This is a genomic window from Alteribacter populi (assembly GCF_002352765.1).
In the GTDB taxonomy this organism is placed as follows: Bacteria; Bacillota; Bacilli; order Bacillales; family Salisediminibacteriaceae; genus Alteribacter; species Alteribacter populi.
Window position 1 is genome coordinate 1,977,975 of record NZ_KZ293963.1, and the last position, 15,719, is coordinate 1,993,693.

The 15,719-nt window shown below is 51.3% G+C and carries 21 protein-coding genes; 2 read left to right on the forward strand and 19 right to left on the reverse strand.

The features are described from left to right. Window positions 1-127: 127 nt before the first annotated feature. Window positions 128-1,486 (reverse strand): phage portal protein, encoded by a 1,359-nt coding sequence (locus CDZ94_RS09560; RefSeq protein WP_245415720.1) that lies wholly within the window; start codon window positions 1,484-1,486, stop codon window positions 128-130. A gap of 216 nt (window positions 1,487-1,702) precedes the next feature. Further along, window positions 1,703-3,505: a phage terminase large subunit gene (terL, locus tag CDZ94_RS09565; protein ID WP_245415721.1), complete on the reverse strand. Its 1,803-nt coding sequence runs from the start codon at window positions 3,503-3,505 to the stop codon at window positions 1,703-1,705. A gap of 337 nt (window positions 3,506-3,842) precedes the next feature. Between terL and CDZ94_RS09575 the strand changes: the two genes are divergently transcribed. Continuing rightward, window positions 3,843-4,382 carry a site-specific integrase gene (locus CDZ94_RS09575; RefSeq protein WP_096436509.1) on the forward strand — a complete coding sequence of 180 codons (540 nt, stop codon included), beginning with the start codon at window positions 3,843-3,845 and terminating at the stop codon, window positions 4,380-4,382. 796 nt (window positions 4,383-5,178) lie between these two features. On the opposite strand, the gene CDZ94_RS09580 is transcribed toward CDZ94_RS09575, so the two are convergent. The 6 genes from CDZ94_RS09580 to CDZ94_RS09605 form a co-directional block, all read right to left on the reverse strand. Beyond that, window positions 5,179-5,559 carry a phBC6A51 family helix-turn-helix protein gene (locus CDZ94_RS09580; protein ID WP_096436511.1) on the reverse strand — a complete coding sequence of 127 codons (381 nt, stop codon included), beginning with the start codon at window positions 5,557-5,559 and terminating at the stop codon, window positions 5,179-5,181. Between the two features lie 428 nt (window positions 5,560-5,987). Continuing rightward, window positions 5,988-6,746 carry a helix-turn-helix domain-containing protein gene (locus tag CDZ94_RS09585; protein ID WP_157911734.1) on the reverse strand — a complete coding sequence of 253 codons (759 nt, stop codon included), beginning with the start codon at window positions 6,744-6,746 and terminating at the stop codon, window positions 5,988-5,990. Between the two features lie 40 nt (window positions 6,747-6,786). Next, window positions 6,787-7,245 carry a hypothetical protein gene (locus CDZ94_RS21070; protein ID WP_106408550.1) on the reverse strand — a complete coding sequence of 153 codons (459 nt, stop codon included), beginning with the start codon at window positions 7,243-7,245 and terminating at the stop codon, window positions 6,787-6,789. Between the two features lie 107 nt (window positions 7,246-7,352). Further along, window positions 7,353-7,841, reverse strand: coding sequence for an HNH endonuclease signature motif containing protein (locus tag CDZ94_RS21315; protein ID WP_157911735.1), 489 nt, complete (start codon window positions 7,839-7,841; stop codon window positions 7,353-7,355). A 277-nt stretch (window positions 7,842-8,118) separates the two neighbouring features. Further along, entirely contained in the window at window positions 8,119-8,670 is a 552-nt protein-coding gene (locus tag CDZ94_RS09600; RefSeq protein WP_096436517.1) for a hypothetical protein, read from the reverse strand. Further along, window positions 8,670-9,059 (reverse strand): sigma factor-like helix-turn-helix DNA-binding protein, encoded by a 390-nt coding sequence (locus tag CDZ94_RS09605; RefSeq protein ID WP_096436519.1) that lies wholly within the window; start codon window positions 9,057-9,059, stop codon window positions 8,670-8,672. The genes CDZ94_RS09600 and CDZ94_RS09605 overlap by 1 nt, the downstream gene beginning before the upstream one ends. Before the next feature lie 103 nt (window positions 9,060-9,162). Between CDZ94_RS09605 and CDZ94_RS09610 the strand changes: the two genes are divergently transcribed. After that, window positions 9,163-9,537: an alginate O-acetyltransferase AlgX-related protein gene (locus CDZ94_RS09610; protein ID WP_096436521.1), complete on the forward strand. Its 375-nt coding sequence runs from the start codon at window positions 9,163-9,165 to the stop codon at window positions 9,535-9,537. On the opposite strand, the gene CDZ94_RS21695 is transcribed toward CDZ94_RS09610, so the two are convergent. The 11 genes from CDZ94_RS21695 to CDZ94_RS09655 form a co-directional block, all read right to left on the reverse strand. Then, on the reverse strand, window positions 9,534-10,304 hold the full coding sequence (locus CDZ94_RS21695; RefSeq protein ID WP_245415722.1) for a nucleotide modification associated domain-containing protein: 771 nt from the start codon (window positions 10,302-10,304) through the stop codon (window positions 9,534-9,536). The genes CDZ94_RS09610 and CDZ94_RS21695 overlap by 4 nt on opposite strands. Further along, window positions 10,305-10,571, reverse strand: a complete 267-nt coding sequence (locus CDZ94_RS09620; RefSeq protein WP_245415723.1) for a 3D domain-containing protein — start codon at window positions 10,569-10,571, stop codon at window positions 10,305-10,307. Between the two features lie 237 nt (window positions 10,572-10,808). Then, on the reverse strand, window positions 10,809-11,612 hold the full coding sequence (gene thyX, locus CDZ94_RS09625) for an FAD-dependent thymidylate synthase (RefSeq protein ID WP_245415724.1): 804 nt from the start codon (window positions 11,610-11,612) through the stop codon (window positions 10,809-10,811). Continuing rightward, the gene (gene dut / locus CDZ94_RS09630; protein ID WP_425352562.1) at window positions 11,613-12,146 is read right to left on the reverse strand and encodes a dUTP diphosphatase; all 534 of its coding nucleotides are present in this window, start codon (window positions 12,144-12,146) and stop codon (window positions 11,613-11,615) included. It abuts the gene before it with no gap. 164 nt (window positions 12,147-12,310) lie between these two features. Beyond that, window positions 12,311-12,625, reverse strand: a complete 315-nt coding sequence (locus tag CDZ94_RS09635; protein ID WP_096436525.1) for a hypothetical protein — start codon at window positions 12,623-12,625, stop codon at window positions 12,311-12,313. After that, the gene (locus CDZ94_RS09640; RefSeq protein ID WP_096436527.1) at window positions 12,622-13,083 is read right to left on the reverse strand and encodes a hypothetical protein; all 462 of its coding nucleotides are present in this window, start codon (window positions 13,081-13,083) and stop codon (window positions 12,622-12,624) included. The genes CDZ94_RS09635 and CDZ94_RS09640 overlap by 4 nt, the downstream gene beginning before the upstream one ends. Window positions 13,084-13,242: 159 nt before the next feature. Next, a complete protein-coding gene (locus CDZ94_RS21320; protein ID WP_157911736.1) occupies window positions 13,243-13,404 on the reverse strand; it encodes a hypothetical protein in 162 nt (53 codons plus the stop codon). 43 nt (window positions 13,405-13,447) lie between these two features. Beyond that, window positions 13,448-14,047, reverse strand: coding sequence for a hypothetical protein (locus CDZ94_RS09645; protein ID WP_096436529.1), 600 nt, complete (start codon window positions 14,045-14,047; stop codon window positions 13,448-13,450). Window positions 14,048-14,364: 317 nt separating this feature from the next. Beyond that, window positions 14,365-14,529, reverse strand: coding sequence for a hypothetical protein (locus CDZ94_RS21325; protein ID WP_157911737.1), 165 nt, complete (start codon window positions 14,527-14,529; stop codon window positions 14,365-14,367). Between the two features lie 187 nt (window positions 14,530-14,716). Further along, window positions 14,717-15,367: a PhoH family protein gene (locus tag CDZ94_RS09650; protein ID WP_096436531.1), complete on the reverse strand. Its 651-nt coding sequence runs from the start codon at window positions 15,365-15,367 to the stop codon at window positions 14,717-14,719. Next, window positions 15,367-15,696, reverse strand: coding sequence for a hypothetical protein (locus CDZ94_RS09655; RefSeq protein ID WP_096436533.1), 330 nt, complete (start codon window positions 15,694-15,696; stop codon window positions 15,367-15,369). Before CDZ94_RS09655 ends, CDZ94_RS09650 begins: the two co-directional genes overlap by 1 nt. Between the last annotated feature and the right edge of the window lie 23 nt (window positions 15,697-15,719).

Below are 15,719 nucleotides of genomic sequence, written 5' to 3' on the forward strand. Positions count from 1 at the left end.
CCAAGCACTTCGAGAACATCGTTCCGCGTTCCGGCAACCTTTCGCGCAATTCGGTTAGCGTGACGCTCGATATCTGCGCTAGGGTCTACGTCGAGCGCGTTGCGATATCCTTCGCTCTCTGTCGGCATTAAGCGTCATCTCCTTCGATCGGCTCTTCGCGGATTGATTGTACGCTTGCGAACGACTCTTCTTCGCGAGTCTCATCCGTAACAATGCGGTCAATCGTTTCGCGAGCCTTTTCGTCGTCAACGTCATCCTGCTTCTTAATCGCGGAGTGCTGGTCGATAGTCGGCTTGCCTCCGGTTCTGATCGAATAGATTTCCGCGAGCTCCTTCTCGTTCTTCGGAAGTCCGTCGCTCCACGTTACCGTCGGATATACAGGCTCGTACGGTTCCCACCCGTCGACGTCTTCGTTCGCTTCGTTTTCGAGCATTTGCGCCTTCCATAGCGCGTCGCGAACGGCACGGTCGACATACATGCGGATCCGCTTAACTTTCGATAGAATCGGCATGAACCGCGCTTTAATGGCGGCGCCGTCCGTGTGGGACGTTCCGGTGCCTCCGCGGTCCTCCGTCATCGTCGTACCGAATAGCCATTGCGGCGTTTCGGACATCTGGAAAATCACGCCGAGCAGATAGTCGATCTCCTTAAACGCGGAATCGAGCTGCGCGTTCCACGTTAAGTATTCCGGAGTCGTCTCGTCCTGCGTGAACGGGAAATACTTGCCGCTCGCTTTCATCGAACCGTCTCCGCCGTATTGCGGTCCACGCATCGCGGGGTCCGCGTGCTTCCATAGGATATAATCGATCTGCGTAAGGCGGTCGTTTAGCGCGGCCAGTATGGATTCGAGTTTCTCCACGCCGCTGATTCCGAAGAATTCGTCGTCTGTCGCCTTGTACGGAATGTGCTCGACGAGCAGGTGCGGTACACCCGTAAATATGGCGTCTTGGTCGCGGTTAGTGTTAACGCGCTCGCCGACGGTGAATACCGGCACGTGCGCGCTGTCTCCGTATTCGGTTACGACGTGCTTATCGTGCATGCGATAACGTTCGTACAGTATTGCGCCGGGCACATGGCGTTCGACGTTAAGGAATACGCGCTCCTCCTTGCCGACGTCTACGAATTCCGGCCATGCGATGTTATACGCTTTAACCCGCTTCTTCGATCCTTCCGCGAATTCTGGGAATACGAATTTAGCGCTCACACTTTCGATGATAACTTCGCGCTTCATCTTTGCGCGGATCTCATCGCGCCATGCTTCCGGCACCTCCGAGATATCCTGGCGGTACGTGTAGTACGTTTTCAAGAACGCGTCGCCGCGGTATCCGTTGCCGGTCGTCTGTTCGTGGAGCATCTGCGTCATATCGTTATTTTCGACGATTTCGTTAATGCGGCGCTGCTCGATTGATTCGGAGTCTTTACCGGACTCAAACTTCGGCGGCTCTCCGACGAGCAGGTCGGCCGGCTTGGCGCAAAGGATGTCCATGATTCCGATAGAAATATATAATTTGCGGAGGTAATCCGCGTGATTCGTTTCGCTTAAGATTTCGGTGGCGCGGTCGTATACCTCCCACAGCCGGTTATCGAATACCGCCTTACCTCGGGCATATTTCGCGACACGTCCGATATGTTCTTCCGGGGGATACTGCGCCCCTTCGTAAAATAGTGCGATGGCAAACGCCTCCTTTCGTTGTAATGCCGGTTAGAATCCCGGCGGTTTGTCCATTACGCGTAATTCCGGCTTTTGAATAACCGAGTATGACATTTCGCAGCTATCCGGACCGTCATCATGCGCCCCGGTTCCGTAGCGCTCGAATTGCTCGAGCAGGGCCGCGTGTTTATTTGAAAACCGGATCCGCCCGCTTTCAATGTCGGGCAGCATCGCTTCGATTCGCAGTTCCTTACGGCTCCGTTGCTGTATCTTCTTTACGCGGGTATGAGCCGGGTAGCCCGCTTCTTGCAACGATTCTTTTAACGTGTCGACGAAGAATTCCTGCGCCATCTGCGCTTCGGCGGCGATTATGTCCGGCTGCCAGTCGATTACCTTCGCGACAATGACGTCGATAAACTTCTGTGGCGGGATCCGGTCGAGGAACGAATCGACTACGTAGATAATGTCGTTCGCCTCGTCCTTTGCCGTCACTGTTACCGCCTGATAGTCTCCGCGTTGTTTACCCATCGCAAAGTCGACGCCCATTCCGATACGGAAGCGCCGGTTATTCTTGAAATCGTCCGTGTGGAGCGACGGGTCCTTCGTCCAGTACGTGAACGTGTCCGGGTTGAAAATCATCGATTCCTCGTCGATCGGGTTGTTCATGTACTCCGTATTAAACGCTTTGGAACCGTTATCCCATTTCCACGTCATTAGTTTGTAAATCGGCTGGACGTCTTGCCATAGAACTCGAACACCCTCGTCCATGTCTTCGCGGTTTTCCTCATAAAAAAGCCGAGCTTCATCGGCTCGGTTCGCATTTTCTCTATTAACATATATCTCGCGACAAGACTCCCACAGTCCGCCGTTTACCGGTTGATCTATAATCGCGCGGTATAACTTTGTCCGAAAGTCCGACCGCTTGTATAGGATGTGCATTAAAAGTGCCTCATGATGTACGGTTGTGCCCATGTATAAAATAGCGGTCTTTTCACCTTTCGGGTCACCAAGCGGTACAACAACTGATGCGAACCATTCGCGGAGTTTCTTCCGCTGCTCAGGGGTAGCTGCGTTCGTGTTCGCGTCCTCTAAGTCATCGCAAACGATTAAGTCCGGCCGGTTTCCGTTCCAGTTACGTCCCCGTAGTCTCTGTCCCGTCGATGCCGCTTGCACTAACGCCGACTGCCGTTTGCGTCCGTTCTTATCTTCGTACCATGCGATAAATTCTTCGGAATTGTCTTTAATGTTCGCCTGGTCCTTCGGCGATAAGAGCGGTCCGAAGTCCGCCCGCAGCTTTTCGTTGTTCTTCAGTTGCTCCGATATCCATTCCATATTCGCGGAGGATACCGCCGGCGTTTCCGATATGATAATGACGTACTTGCGCAGTCGGAACACGACTTCGCGAATCGGGTACGCCTTCGATAAGAAGGAACTTTTAGCATGTGACCTGGGCGCCGCGACGGCAACCTTATCATTACGTCGAACGTGTGACACGTCGTTCATGATTTCGCATATCTCGCCGTGAAAGAAAGGCGCGTTAGACGTGATGGTGTCCGGGTTGCTGTCGTCGTACCGCGGAATCCAGTTACCGTCGTTATCCGGGTTTAAGTCGTCGCCGAAGTATTCATACGCGAAATATAGTAGGTCGACTTCTGCCCGGTGGATTCGTTTAAGCCGATCGAGTTCCTCGAGCGTTTCGTATAAATCGTATTGTAAATCGTCCGGCAACGCGCCCACGTCTCCGCCGAATGTATCGTCCACCAGCGTAAATAACTCGTCCTTTAACGCGGTGAATTCATCGATACGTTTCTGTCGCGCTGGCCTTTCGAGCCACTCTCCGTTCGTCCACGCCATCTAACCGCCTCCTTTCCGTGTGATATAGTCGTGCTACCTTCCGCGGAACGTATATTTCCGCACGAATTCCCGCCATTTACGTAGTTTCGTTGTATGTTCGGTTGGATGCGCCTTTGACGCTTCATGTCGTAGTTTGCGTGCTTCCGTGCCGTATAATTTGGCGCAAAAAGTCCGGCAGGTACATTGCTTATCGCCTTTATCCGGACAGCGCCCGGTGGATATGTCCGCCATTATTTCGCCTCCTTTTCGTAAGTTTCGCTTGACTCCGTATGTATCGCTGATATATACTGAATGTAACTTAAGCGATAGCTATGTTACACGAACGGAGGTACGTTCCATGAACGAAGTATCCGCAATAAAATGTAAGCGTCAGATAGCCGCCATGAAATCCGCTCTACATGGGCGCAACCGCTTGTTATTCGTCATCGGGATTAACAGCGGACTCCGCATATCCGATATCCTTACGCTCCGGGTCGGGCAGGTGCGCGGTCAGTCCACAATAACCTTGCGCGAAGGAAAGACCGGCAAGGCGAAGCGGTTCGTATTTAACACCGCAATTAAACGGGCGGTTGCCGAGCTTGTGCCGACCGATGCGGAAGATTCCGATTACTTGTTCCGTAGCCGTAAAGGCGCTAGGCCGATTAGTCGCGTGCAAGCTTACCGCGTAATAAACGAAGCAGCACGTCGGGCCGGCATTAGCGGGGAGATCGGATGCCACTCGCTCCGGAAAACCTTCGGATATTTCGCGTATAATAACGGCACGGATATTGCGTTGTTGATGCGGATATTTAATCATTCGAAGCAATCGCTCACACTCCGATATATTGGCGTTGAACAATCGGATATCGACGAAGTTTATACCGGAATTAATTTGTAACGTGAAGCCTCGCTGAAAACAGCGGGGTTTTTACCGTTTGTAGGCGTTTAGGTACGTTTACCCTCCGAGAAGGCTAGCGCGACGAAAACCCCGTGCGTAGACGGTGAGAAACGTGATATACTCGATGTAATACGGGTGGTGTCCGCTTCATTCCGGTAAGATCCGAAGTGAAAATTTGATATCCGCGGCCAGTGAGCGTCAGGCGTGGGGAATCTCGTCCCACCCGTTGGGGGTCGACAGCTTTCGACAAGCTCCGGCATGCATACGGAATTCATCGATTGCATAACGAAAGTAACAGAATGGCGCTTTGTTACATACGGAACGCCGTCACATCAACGGTTCGAGCGCTTCTAATCGGTTCCTTCGTTTATGCATCGAAAGAATGGCGTTAAATCAACGTTTTACAAATTCTTCTGATGAATAAACGAATGAATAACGACGATAAGATTCGACGCAAAGTGTTCGAAGGGCCGCGCGGCAGGGCGGTGGTGCAGGTATATGCGCGTGTGTACGTACCTGCCCGTGTGTATTCGTACGTATCTGTATGCGCAACCCTACCGGCCTGTGTCCGTCTAGCACCGTCTGTGCCTGCGTATCAGCGCGTGCGTGTCCGCCTAATACGTAACCCCTCCGTCACTATTGCGCAGTAATATCGTCGCCCGTAACGGCCTACAGCGGTATAATCCGGTATAATACCCCTGCGCCATGTAGCCGTACGTACCTCGGTATAGCCCACCCTGCATACGACTATATCCGGGTATCTTCCTATTATATGTGCGCCCCTATAACGGTACCCCTACGTCTGCGTATCACGGTGCGTCTGTATCTTCGCACGTATAGCGTCCATGTCCGCCTGTCCGGATCCCTTCGCCTCTACCTCGTGCTTCTCGGTTAGCATTCCGTGTGCCTGTAATAGTGTGCGAAATAAGGCCGCATTACCATCTTCGATAATATGATCGGGTATGCTCGCCATAATGTCCGGCAACCTATCGAGTGTACTCCGCATAATCTGCGCCTTAAGTTCCGCGTTAAAGTCGTCATCCCTCCGCCAGTCATGTAGTGTCGTCCGGTGTATGCCGACCTGCTCCGCGATCTGCTCATATGTCATACCGCCACGTTGCGGAAGAGAGAGCAACGCAATAGCCGCGTACTGCTTATCGGATAGTTTCTTCGCCATGTAATCGTCCTCCTTTCGTGTTATACCGTATTTACCTATGCCGCCCTATTACGGGAATCCCCGATGGCTTTGAAAAGCCGACGACGGATTCAATGTCAAGACCCTGCGCGTCGCTTTGCTCCGCGCCACTCTGTTATTAATACATATTCGCGAAAAGGTTTTATAAAGAACATGTGGCCGACGCCGTAGAGAAGCGGAGGCGGAAGGCAGGCACTTGTCCTTGTCTATTAGCTGCGTAATCCCGAAACTACTAAAGACTAAGATATAATTTGCGTCGCCAACACCACCACTCGTCAATATATAGTATACAAACGCCATATATACGCACTATATACGCTATATGTTGTGTTTTACGCCTATTTAAAAACGTCCGCGAATTTACCGATGAAAGCCCGAAAACGTCCGCGAATTTACCGATGAACGGTCATTCACTTTTCTTTCCCGCTAAAACCGAGCCGGAACATCTCGCGCAGTGTCGCATCCGGCCGACCATTCTTGCGGTAGAAAATGAACGGATTCAGCTTATAGTAGAACGTCTTGCCCCGCCTGATCTCCGCGAACACGTACTCGTCTCCGAGCTTCATCCGCCTCAGGTACGTATATACCGTCTTCTCCGACACACCGGTCAGTTGCGCAATCTCCCGCTTCGATAGCTGCGTAATCTTGGCGACGTCCTTCTCGTAAGGATTCGCGCATACCGTGTTCGTTTCGAAGTGGACGTACGGAAGCAGCTTGTAAATAAAGCCGAGCTTGTTCGCGTTCCGCCCCGTGTAGAGCTCGCGCACCTTCGCCGTGAACGATTTAATTACGTTCGGATTGGCGGTGCTCCCTTTGAAATGGTACGCGGAGTTTACCGAGTAGCTGTCGTCCTCGTTGCGGTAGATGATTCCGTTATCCGTCATGTCCCGGAAGAACTCGCCGAACGCCGTTTTCTTAAGGCCGACGACTTCCTGGATATCGCGCTTGCTCATCGGTGTTTTATCGCGGTCAGGATTCGTCAGTCTGCCGTCATCGTACGAAATAAAACACTGCAGATACAGAAGGTACCCGCAGTGCTTATCTTCGATATGTCCGATTATATTCGGAATGTTATCCATGTCGGTAAACGTGAAGTCGTGGCGTCTACCCTCGCGTAATTTAGCGTAGCCTTCCGCCTTCCGCCGTTGCGTCCGGTCGTGTTCGTCCATTTCACGTATTTCGCCTGTTTGCCGGTGGATCATCGCCCAGTTAGTCAGCGGAATCACCGTCCTCTACCGAAATGGGTTCGTCTATCTCCCGCGGCTTGTCTACGATCCACTCGTCCGGCGCCTCCCGGAATTCCGGCTCGCGGTCTTCCATCTGCGCGACAATGAGTTCCATTCCGTTATACATTCCGTGCATATATTCGTCGTAATTCCAGTTGCCGTCGTAGCCTTGTATCGCGAGCTGCTTATTCGCTTCCGCAAGGATATCGTCGTGCTTCCTCGCTAGTTCCATGTGCGATTCGACAAGCTGTTCGAATTCCTCGCTCCAACCGGATTTTGCAGCTTCTAACTCCCGTATGGCCCGCGTAGCTTTCCGCGCCTCTCGCTGAATCGCTTTAAGTCCGGTTAGTGCTTCGGATACGTCTGCGGAAATTGATACCGTGAGTTCTCCGATTGATTTCGCTTCCTTCGCTTGATCTTCGCGTGGTTTATTACCCGCCATGATACATCGCTCCCTTTTCGTAATTTATTTAGCGCCGGTTTTCCGGCAAAATAAAAGCGCCCGCTGTGGACGCCGTAACACTGTCGGGAAGTATTTCCCCTCACACTTTAATACGTAACATTTTCCGCGTTTAGTAAGTATGATCCGAAAAATTCCTCTAAGTTTTCGTAAGTAGTTCGCGATTTTCCGTAAAATAAGTGGAATTCTTTGTGGCACGGCTCGCATAAAGTGATTCCGTTACTCTCGTCTGTGCGCAATTCCGGCCAATCGGCGTAGTTGTGAATGTGATGAGCGTGCATTATTCCCGCCCTAGTGGAGCAGTCCGGCTTCTGGCATTGATACCCGTCGCGACTTTTAACGGCTTCCGCCCATATCCGCCCCTCCTCTCCGCGGCCTGTGCGCGAATTAGTATTGCGCCGGACCGGTTCCGGCTTTATATAGTACGTATGCACCGGCTGCGCCTCGTTCATCTCTTCGTACCTGCGTACGTCACGGTCGATAATTTCTTTCGTAGTCTCGGGGTCCGTCCGCTCATACAATCCGCCCGACCCGTACTTAAGCAGGTGAACGTCGTAATCTCTCGGTACGTACTCCACCTCGAACCATTTAGTATCCTTACGCCGACGAGTCCGCCTATTAATTCTTCTGTGCGATAAAATCGGGTACTCTTCTGCGGAGACCTTATCCGGATTTCGATTCCGCAATTCTTCGGACAGGAGCGAATCTGCTATTACCTCGCATAAATAATCTGCCGGAGGCTCTTCGTGCTGCTCGACATAAGCGTCAATCATTGCGCCAGCCTCGGAAATACGCTCACTCCGCGAAGATACATGGTGAAGCGCGCGGGAGGCCTTTCGGAAAGAGATGTCGTAGTCATTCCGCTTTTTTAATGACAACGCGCAGCACCCCCTCCGTTTTTCCTTTTACAAACGCGTTATATTTACGTCTTCTTTCCGCGTTTTTATTTCGCGCTGCCCGATCCATGAACGCGTGTTCTTGCGGAGCTCGCATCCGCCGGGTCCCGCCTAATTTTCGCTCTTGTTCGCGCTCGATAGCCGACACCTTTACGTCCTTCGCCTTCCGATCCTCCGTCATCCTCGCGTTCATAAACGGGTACTCGGTGTTCCGTATTTTCCACGGTGTTTTATCCGTTAAATCTTCGTGCAGCAGTAAGTCCGATAACCTATCGAGCAAGGCGGTGTCAGGCGGATTTATCGGGAGTTCGCGTGGCTTCCTTCCGGAAGATTCCGCGGATAGTTCCTCCGCTGCTTTTTGCGCGTCGTTAAACGAGGAAAGGCGCAATACGTATTCCTTAGATACTCGATCAATCTCGGCGCTCCGTTCCTCGAAACACATACCGCCTTCGCGCACCTTACGTTCTATTACAGAGATTTCCGTTTTTAGTTGCTCCGTGTGTGTCGCCATTATTGCGAATCATCCTCCCCGCTTTCGTATCCTTCGCCGTGCCCCGCCCAGTGAAAATAAATCTCCGCTATCTTCTGGGTGCCTGCCTCGATAAATTGCGACACTGCCGCGTGCGACACGCCCATGCGCTTGCCTGCGTCGGCTTGCGTTAAGTCCTCGCCGTAAATGTAGCCGAGGGCCTCCCGCTGCCGATCCGTCAGTCCGGCTGCTCCGATCGCCGTCGCCAAGTCAGCGAGTATGTCGCACGCAGCATAATCCCCGTTATATGACCGGCTGTTCAGCGTGTGTATGTCGCGGAGCAACGCCCGTACGCCGTCTTTATCGTCGAGCGCGTACCGCTGTTCCAGCCGTTTGTGTTGCGCCGATTTATCATAGCGCGATACGCCCATATAATCGCCCCTTTCGTCTCATTTTCCGCCCAGCCCGTTTACAACTCGTCAATTTCGCGTATAATAAAGGTAACGCCACTAAACGAAAAGGACGTGTATACCCGTGTCAAACGAATCTTCCTTCGAATTTCTGAAAATCGCGCCAAATGAACCGCATATCACGCTCGACAAGTACGGACGCATCCGCCTGTCCGCGAAAGCTCTCGAAAAGATCGGCATAGACAGCGCATTTACGCCGTGGGTTGCCGTTGCCTATGATAAGGCTTCGAAAACCTTCGCGATACAAAAGGAGGAACTCGCTACGACCGCGCCTGCCGATGCCAAGACGAAAGTCGACCGGAAAAACTACCTCCACATTCGCCAGACGCTCCGTGACTGCGGAATTGACGTGCCCGACGAATACGTCCGCTATTTTTACGCCGGCGCCGTTAGCGTCAAAGGCGAGCGGTTTCACGCGTTTCGACTGGACGAGGACTAACGGGCCTTTCGAAGCTCAAACGCAGTCAGCACGGCGTATCCCGCCAAGTCTTGCACGGTATCTTCGAGGCTTTCCGCAACTTCCGTCTGATCGCCATCTTTTAACGTTTCCAATCGCGCCAGTTTATCGTCCATACGGATTAGCGCCGAGTCGATTCCGTAGCGTTCGAATTGCTTCGAAAAGCTGTCGCCATAGTCGCGATTCTTGCGGATGAGCAGAGTGGCGAGGTCTTGGCACACGTCATATATCGCCCGCTCATGGTCGTTGCGGAGAATACACGTCCGTTGTCCGATATCTTCGGTCACATCGGTAATATTCGCGTTCGCCACGGCAGGATCCGGCTCCTCTTCCGCGTCGTACACCGAATCACCGCGCCAAAAGTCGTAGGATTCTCCGACCGGGTGAGCATCCGCCCGAGGCTCGGCAATCTCCGCCACATCTTCGAGCCTGCCCGCCAGTGCGGCAAGTTCCCGCTTCATCTCCGCCTGTTCGCGGGCAACGTGCGCCAGGATGTCGGATAGGTCGCGGTCTTCTATCGGCTCGAGTACGCGGAACTCGTTGTTCGCAACTATAGCGAGTTCTTTTCCGCCGTAATTACCTTCCGGATGCCGAATGGAGATGACGCCTTTACCTCCCGCGTATACATCGAATACTTCTCCGTTCTCCCACCGTTTATCACACGTATTAACAACGATAATCTTATCCCCAACCTCCGCCTTCCTGTCCGCCTCTACGTAACGCACTCCGTCGATTTCGTGGAATTTCATTTAACCGTCTCCTTTCGTTATTACGCGCAACTCGACCGACTGCCGGCCGAACTGCCACGCGGTATCCGTGTCGCTTACGAGTAAATCGATCATTTTTCCGTTAATTGCGCCGCCAGTGTCGAGCGCCTTCGCCTCGAACGTGGTACCATCGGACAGCCGCACTTCTACGACCGAGCCAAGCGGAATCACGTCCGGGTCTGTCGCGACAATACGGCGGCCGCCTGGCGAATGAATCGTGTCGCTGACGTCATATCCAGTCGCGGTCACTCCGGTACATCCCGTGTCGCAAAAAGCAACGTAGGCGGTCGATTCGAACGTGCGCCAGTCGGGCTCGGGTTCCTCTTCGACTACCTCCGGGCTATGCGGATCAACTTCGACCGCCTCCGGCATATGCTCGCCGTATATTACGGGCGATCCGTCTATTTCGCGGACTTCGTTCGTATCTATGCAGATTGGCGCAAGTGTTAGCGCGAGTATGACGTGTATAATCGAATCACCCTTTCGTTATGCTTCACCGAAGAATTGCGAAGTCCACGGTTCCACCGCGACAACCTCCGACTTTAGTGACTCCGCTAACTTCGCTATCTCGCCCTGCGCGCCTCTCCCCGGCTTCCTTTTCGCGTAGAAGTCGAGCAGCGCCCGGAGATTAACGGACATTACGAGATTACACGCAGCGGCATTCGGTAATACTGAGCGGGCATCTTCGGCAGGCACTCCTGCTTTCCGTAATTTATCGTAAGCCCACTGTGCGTCTCCCATCGCTTCCTCGAATTGATCCCTCGCGGTAAGTTCCACGTAGAAGTCTCCGTCGTAATTACTCGGGTGCTTACGGTTGTCATTCGCAATACTATCCGGCACAACGTAGTCAAACCCGCCCGATTTATTCTCGCTACCGAATTTCACGTAACGTTGCGACTGGACGCTGAACGAGAAGCCCGCACGATGGCGCGTGAGTTGCGCAAGTAGCGCACGGCTTACGCCTTCGATCGTGAATGTGAACGTTAGGTGCTCGACGGTGCTTAGATGCTTACTGCGGAATATCATCCGGAGCAGCCGATCAGCGTCCGTGCCGCCTTCGCCGTCTGTCGCCTTCTTGCCGAAATACTTGGCGCCTTCCTTTGCGACGATTTCCGACGGCTTGTTCGCCGAGTAGCACGTTCGGATTGCGGAGAGTGCGACCGCCTGGCCGTCGGTTGCGTCGATCCCTTCGTCGAGGAACATCGCGTCCTCTTCGAATAATTTCTGCGTAAATTTCCCGCTCAACTGCGTATGCGCCATTAACGTAACGCTCATCGTTGTTTCCGCCATTTATTCCGCCCCTTTCGTTGTGTAGCCGGATGAACCGAAGCCGCCTTCGCCACGATCTGTCGCGCCCAGTTTGTCCACTTCGATAAACTCCGCTTGCGGTACGCGGTTAAGTACCGCCTGCGCGATTTTGTCACCTTTACGGATGATGTACGTACCCTCGTCGTATAGATTGCCGCCGTCATCCAGCGAAACCTTGCCGTCGATTCCACCAACCAGCGAAACGAATGGTTTTTCGGGTGGCTTATCCGCAATATTATCGACAATCACGCCAACCTCTCCGCGGTAGTTCGAATCCACCGTCCCCGGCGCATTAGATACGCGCAGATTCGTCTTCAGCGAAACGCCCGACCGTGGCCGCACCTGCATTTCGAAGCCTTCCGGAATCTCGAACGCCAGCCCCGTTTTGATTAGCGCAGTCTCGCCCGGCTCGATTACGGTGTCCTCTATCGCGACGAGATCGAAGCCTGCGTCGCCGTCGTGCGCATATGCCGGCATTTTTGCGTCCGGGTGCAGGCGCTTCACTTTTACCGGGATGGACTCCGCTTCATGCTTTTCGGCTTGCTTGCGCATATCCGCGTCAATGTCCTCGTTCAGTCCCCACTTCAATTCGAATCTGCTTCCGTCCATATTACCGCGCTCCTTACTTCGTATTTGTTCGTCCATATCGCTCATTCCGTCAACTTCCGGTCGGTTGTCGGTTATTCGTCAACGCGGCCTCGCGCGAACGTGAAGTCGTTGTCACGGAGTACCTGCGTAAGTACTTTGCCTACGCGGTTTACCGTATCTTCTTCGTGCTCCTCGAACCCTGCCTCGTACATTATCGCGTGTGTCAATTCGTGAATGAGTACGTCGAGCCGCTTTCCTTCCGATAAGCCCGCGTTCTGCAGTAGTATTTTCGTTTCGTTGTATCGAACCATTCCGATAAATCCGTCTGCTGCCGTGAGAGTGTCCGTCAATTCTACACTGTAATCGTTCGCGCCTACTCGCAGTGTTTGCGGCAATTGCTTCGTCATTCTCCGTCACCAGCCCATTTGCGGTAGTCCTCTACGTCCTGCTTCGTCTCCTCGATTACCTTCAATAGTTCGTCAATAACCGTTTGTTTCGCCCACTTGGGAATAAGTATCGAAGTGGTGCCCATTCCGGCGCTCATTTCGATAACGGCTTTCTTCTTGTCTGCGCGGAGGAAGTCGACGATCTTTTGCGCCTCGGTAAAGTCTGCGGAACCCCACAAGCTCTGACATTTACCCTTCGCGCAGATATGAATATTGAAGCTGTCCGGATACTTTCGGTGGTTACCGTAGTTGTCCATATAATGCACGTACTGAACAAAAACGGAAGCATCTTTCCGGAAATAATTAACGATTCTGTTGACGCGTTCCCACGTCCGGTAAATAACGGTTAATACGGAATGGCCCGTCTTATTTTTCGCGATACGCTCAAGAAACCGCCAAAGCTTTCCGTCTTCTTTCATTTACTCGTCCTCCCCGTATCGTCTTCCTCCGCTTCCTCTTCCGCCTGCCATTCGTCAAATTTCCGGCAGCAGTCCGCCTGTCCGCAGACGACGCCAATGTCGTCCACGACCGTGAAACGAAGCCCGCAGACCGGGCAGATATCGGTTATTCTTCGCATGTTATCGTCTCCTTTTATCTCGGTTGATCAGGACGATTACGTCGACATAGCCGTCATTGGCGTTCGCTTTAATTTCGAGTTCTTCGATGCAATCGTCGAATTGCCGGATATAATCGATCGCTTCCTGCGCTAAACCTTCGCTACTTTGCGTAAATTTCGCCATAGGTTCCGCCTCCTTTTGTTACGTGGAGTGATCGAACTGCGAACTAAGCCGTTTTCTCTTTTTTGCTTTCTAATTGTTCTGCAACCATCTGTAAACCAACCCAATAAGCAATAAAACTACGTGGTAATCTTTTTCCGCAATCACTAATACAACTTGCAGCCTCGCCATCAAACCAACTTACATTTGAATTTTCCCAAATTGAAAATACTGCTTTTTCAAAGTGATCTTGTAAATCCCAATTTCTAGCTGCGTAAAGAAGTTCTTCATAAAGTTCATTATCATCTTCGCTTAGTTGGTCGAAATGACTTACATCGCACCAATCAAAGATATATTCTTCTATCTGTTCTTGAGCAAGAGTATAATCGAAATCCCATCTTCTTCTTTCATAGGCTGACAACTTACCAGTAAAATAAGATAGGTCAAAATCTTTAATGTTTTCAAATGTTGCTTGGCAAGTTAAAGAATATGCCGCATCTCCTAAATCACCAGTAACGAAAACCATATTATCTGATAAAATATAATCAACTTGGTACATCCTAGTTCCTTTTTCTCCCCATGAAATACGTTGAAATCCGTTCTCGCCTTCGATTCTTTTTATTACGTGATTATCAAACCAACGTTCACGAATTTCTTTTTTTTGCATCCTCTAAATAATCCATTTTTAATTCCTCCTTATGTCGCAGTTTCCTTCTACTGCTCACCCTAAACAACAACTACACTATCTTCTGTTTTACAGTTGGGACATATCTCCCTAAACTTGATAATATTATTAGGGCTATCTCTTGAGTCTTTGCCCAAGAAGGTATCAATAGGATTAAAAGGTATCCACTCCAAATCAGTTCGCTTTCCTGAGAATTTACACTTTTCACATAAAACAAATTTTCCTAATGCAGTCAGAGGTATCGCCACCTTTTCTTTAAGTACATAGTTTCCACTCGACATTCCGTATGTCTGAGCCGTTTACTGACTTTGTTTCATACGTTTTAATATTTCTTTCTCTACCTCATTCAATCGTTCTAAATACTGAAATGTTTTGTTAGTGATAAGTTCGCCACTTGCTATGACTACACAAGTTTTGTACTCTTTTAATAAAACTTCATTCGATAAAGTTGCAATCGTAATCATCTAATCAACTCCTTCATAGTTTCCCTCAATCCGATATCCTAACTTTGTCATTTACATGTCCGCATATCTTACAAACTTTTTTGTGCGTAAACCAACCTACGTCTAAAATTTTTTACTAATTCATATTCATGCCTATGGTCACTTTTTTAGACATTTAACTCCATCCTCCTTAGTGAACAGTTTCGCTCTACCACGTAAGCTCGTCGGCATGTTGCGCCAATGGACTACGAAAATTCTCGGTCAACTCGCAAACCTGCGCGTACGGCTGATTGCGGAACCATTCGAGGTAAGGTTCGAAACCGCTCTTTGCCGGATTCTTTAAATCGCATTGGCCGGTATGTCCGATCATTACGACTTTCGTATTACGGTGAATTCGCGTCAGCAGCTTCTTTAACTCTCCGCGAGTCAGGTTCTGCGCCTCGTCAATAATAACGGTCGAGCCGATAATATTCGTACCGCGGACGAACGTATGCGACTTGGCGCGTATCCACGTCTGGTCGTTAATCATGTCCGGATTGCGTTCGCGGTATAAAGCGAATCGGGCGTCCTCGTTAATGGCGTCGAGCGCGTCGAGTAGCGGCTGGATATATTTCTCCTCCTTCTCCTCGACCGTGCCCGGCGTGTGTCCGATTGCGCCTTCCTCCACCGGCGAGAACGTGTATATCATCGGCTGGTCGAGAAGTTTCGCAACGGCAACGGCGAGCGTCGTTTTACCCGTGCCGCCTTTCGCGTTGACGATCGTCAACTGATTGTCGAAAATGGAATCGACGTAGGTGCGCTGCTCGTCGGTTAACTTTTCCGCGAATCCGAAGAACATCGAGTCTTTTGGTAACGGCATTAGTCCGCCTCCCTAACTTCGTAAATTTCGCCACGATTGCCGGTGATTTCGTAGCCTTGTTCGTATACTTCGTTATAGTCCGTGATGATGACTTCGTATGTGACGGTCGGCTCCGATGTGATTCCGAAATATATACCGAGCCACCCCGCTGTGGAAAATACAGTAAAAATAAAGATTGCTCCCAACGCTTCCGAGTCAAACTTACGCTCTATAATCATGATGACGGTGTACAGAACAATCAAACCAGTAAAAACCGGCCCGAAAAAACTTCCGAAAATAACCCCAAGCCAAAACTCGGTATTACTTACGCTTTCCGCGAGTATTTCCATCCGAACACCTCCGGACGGGGCTC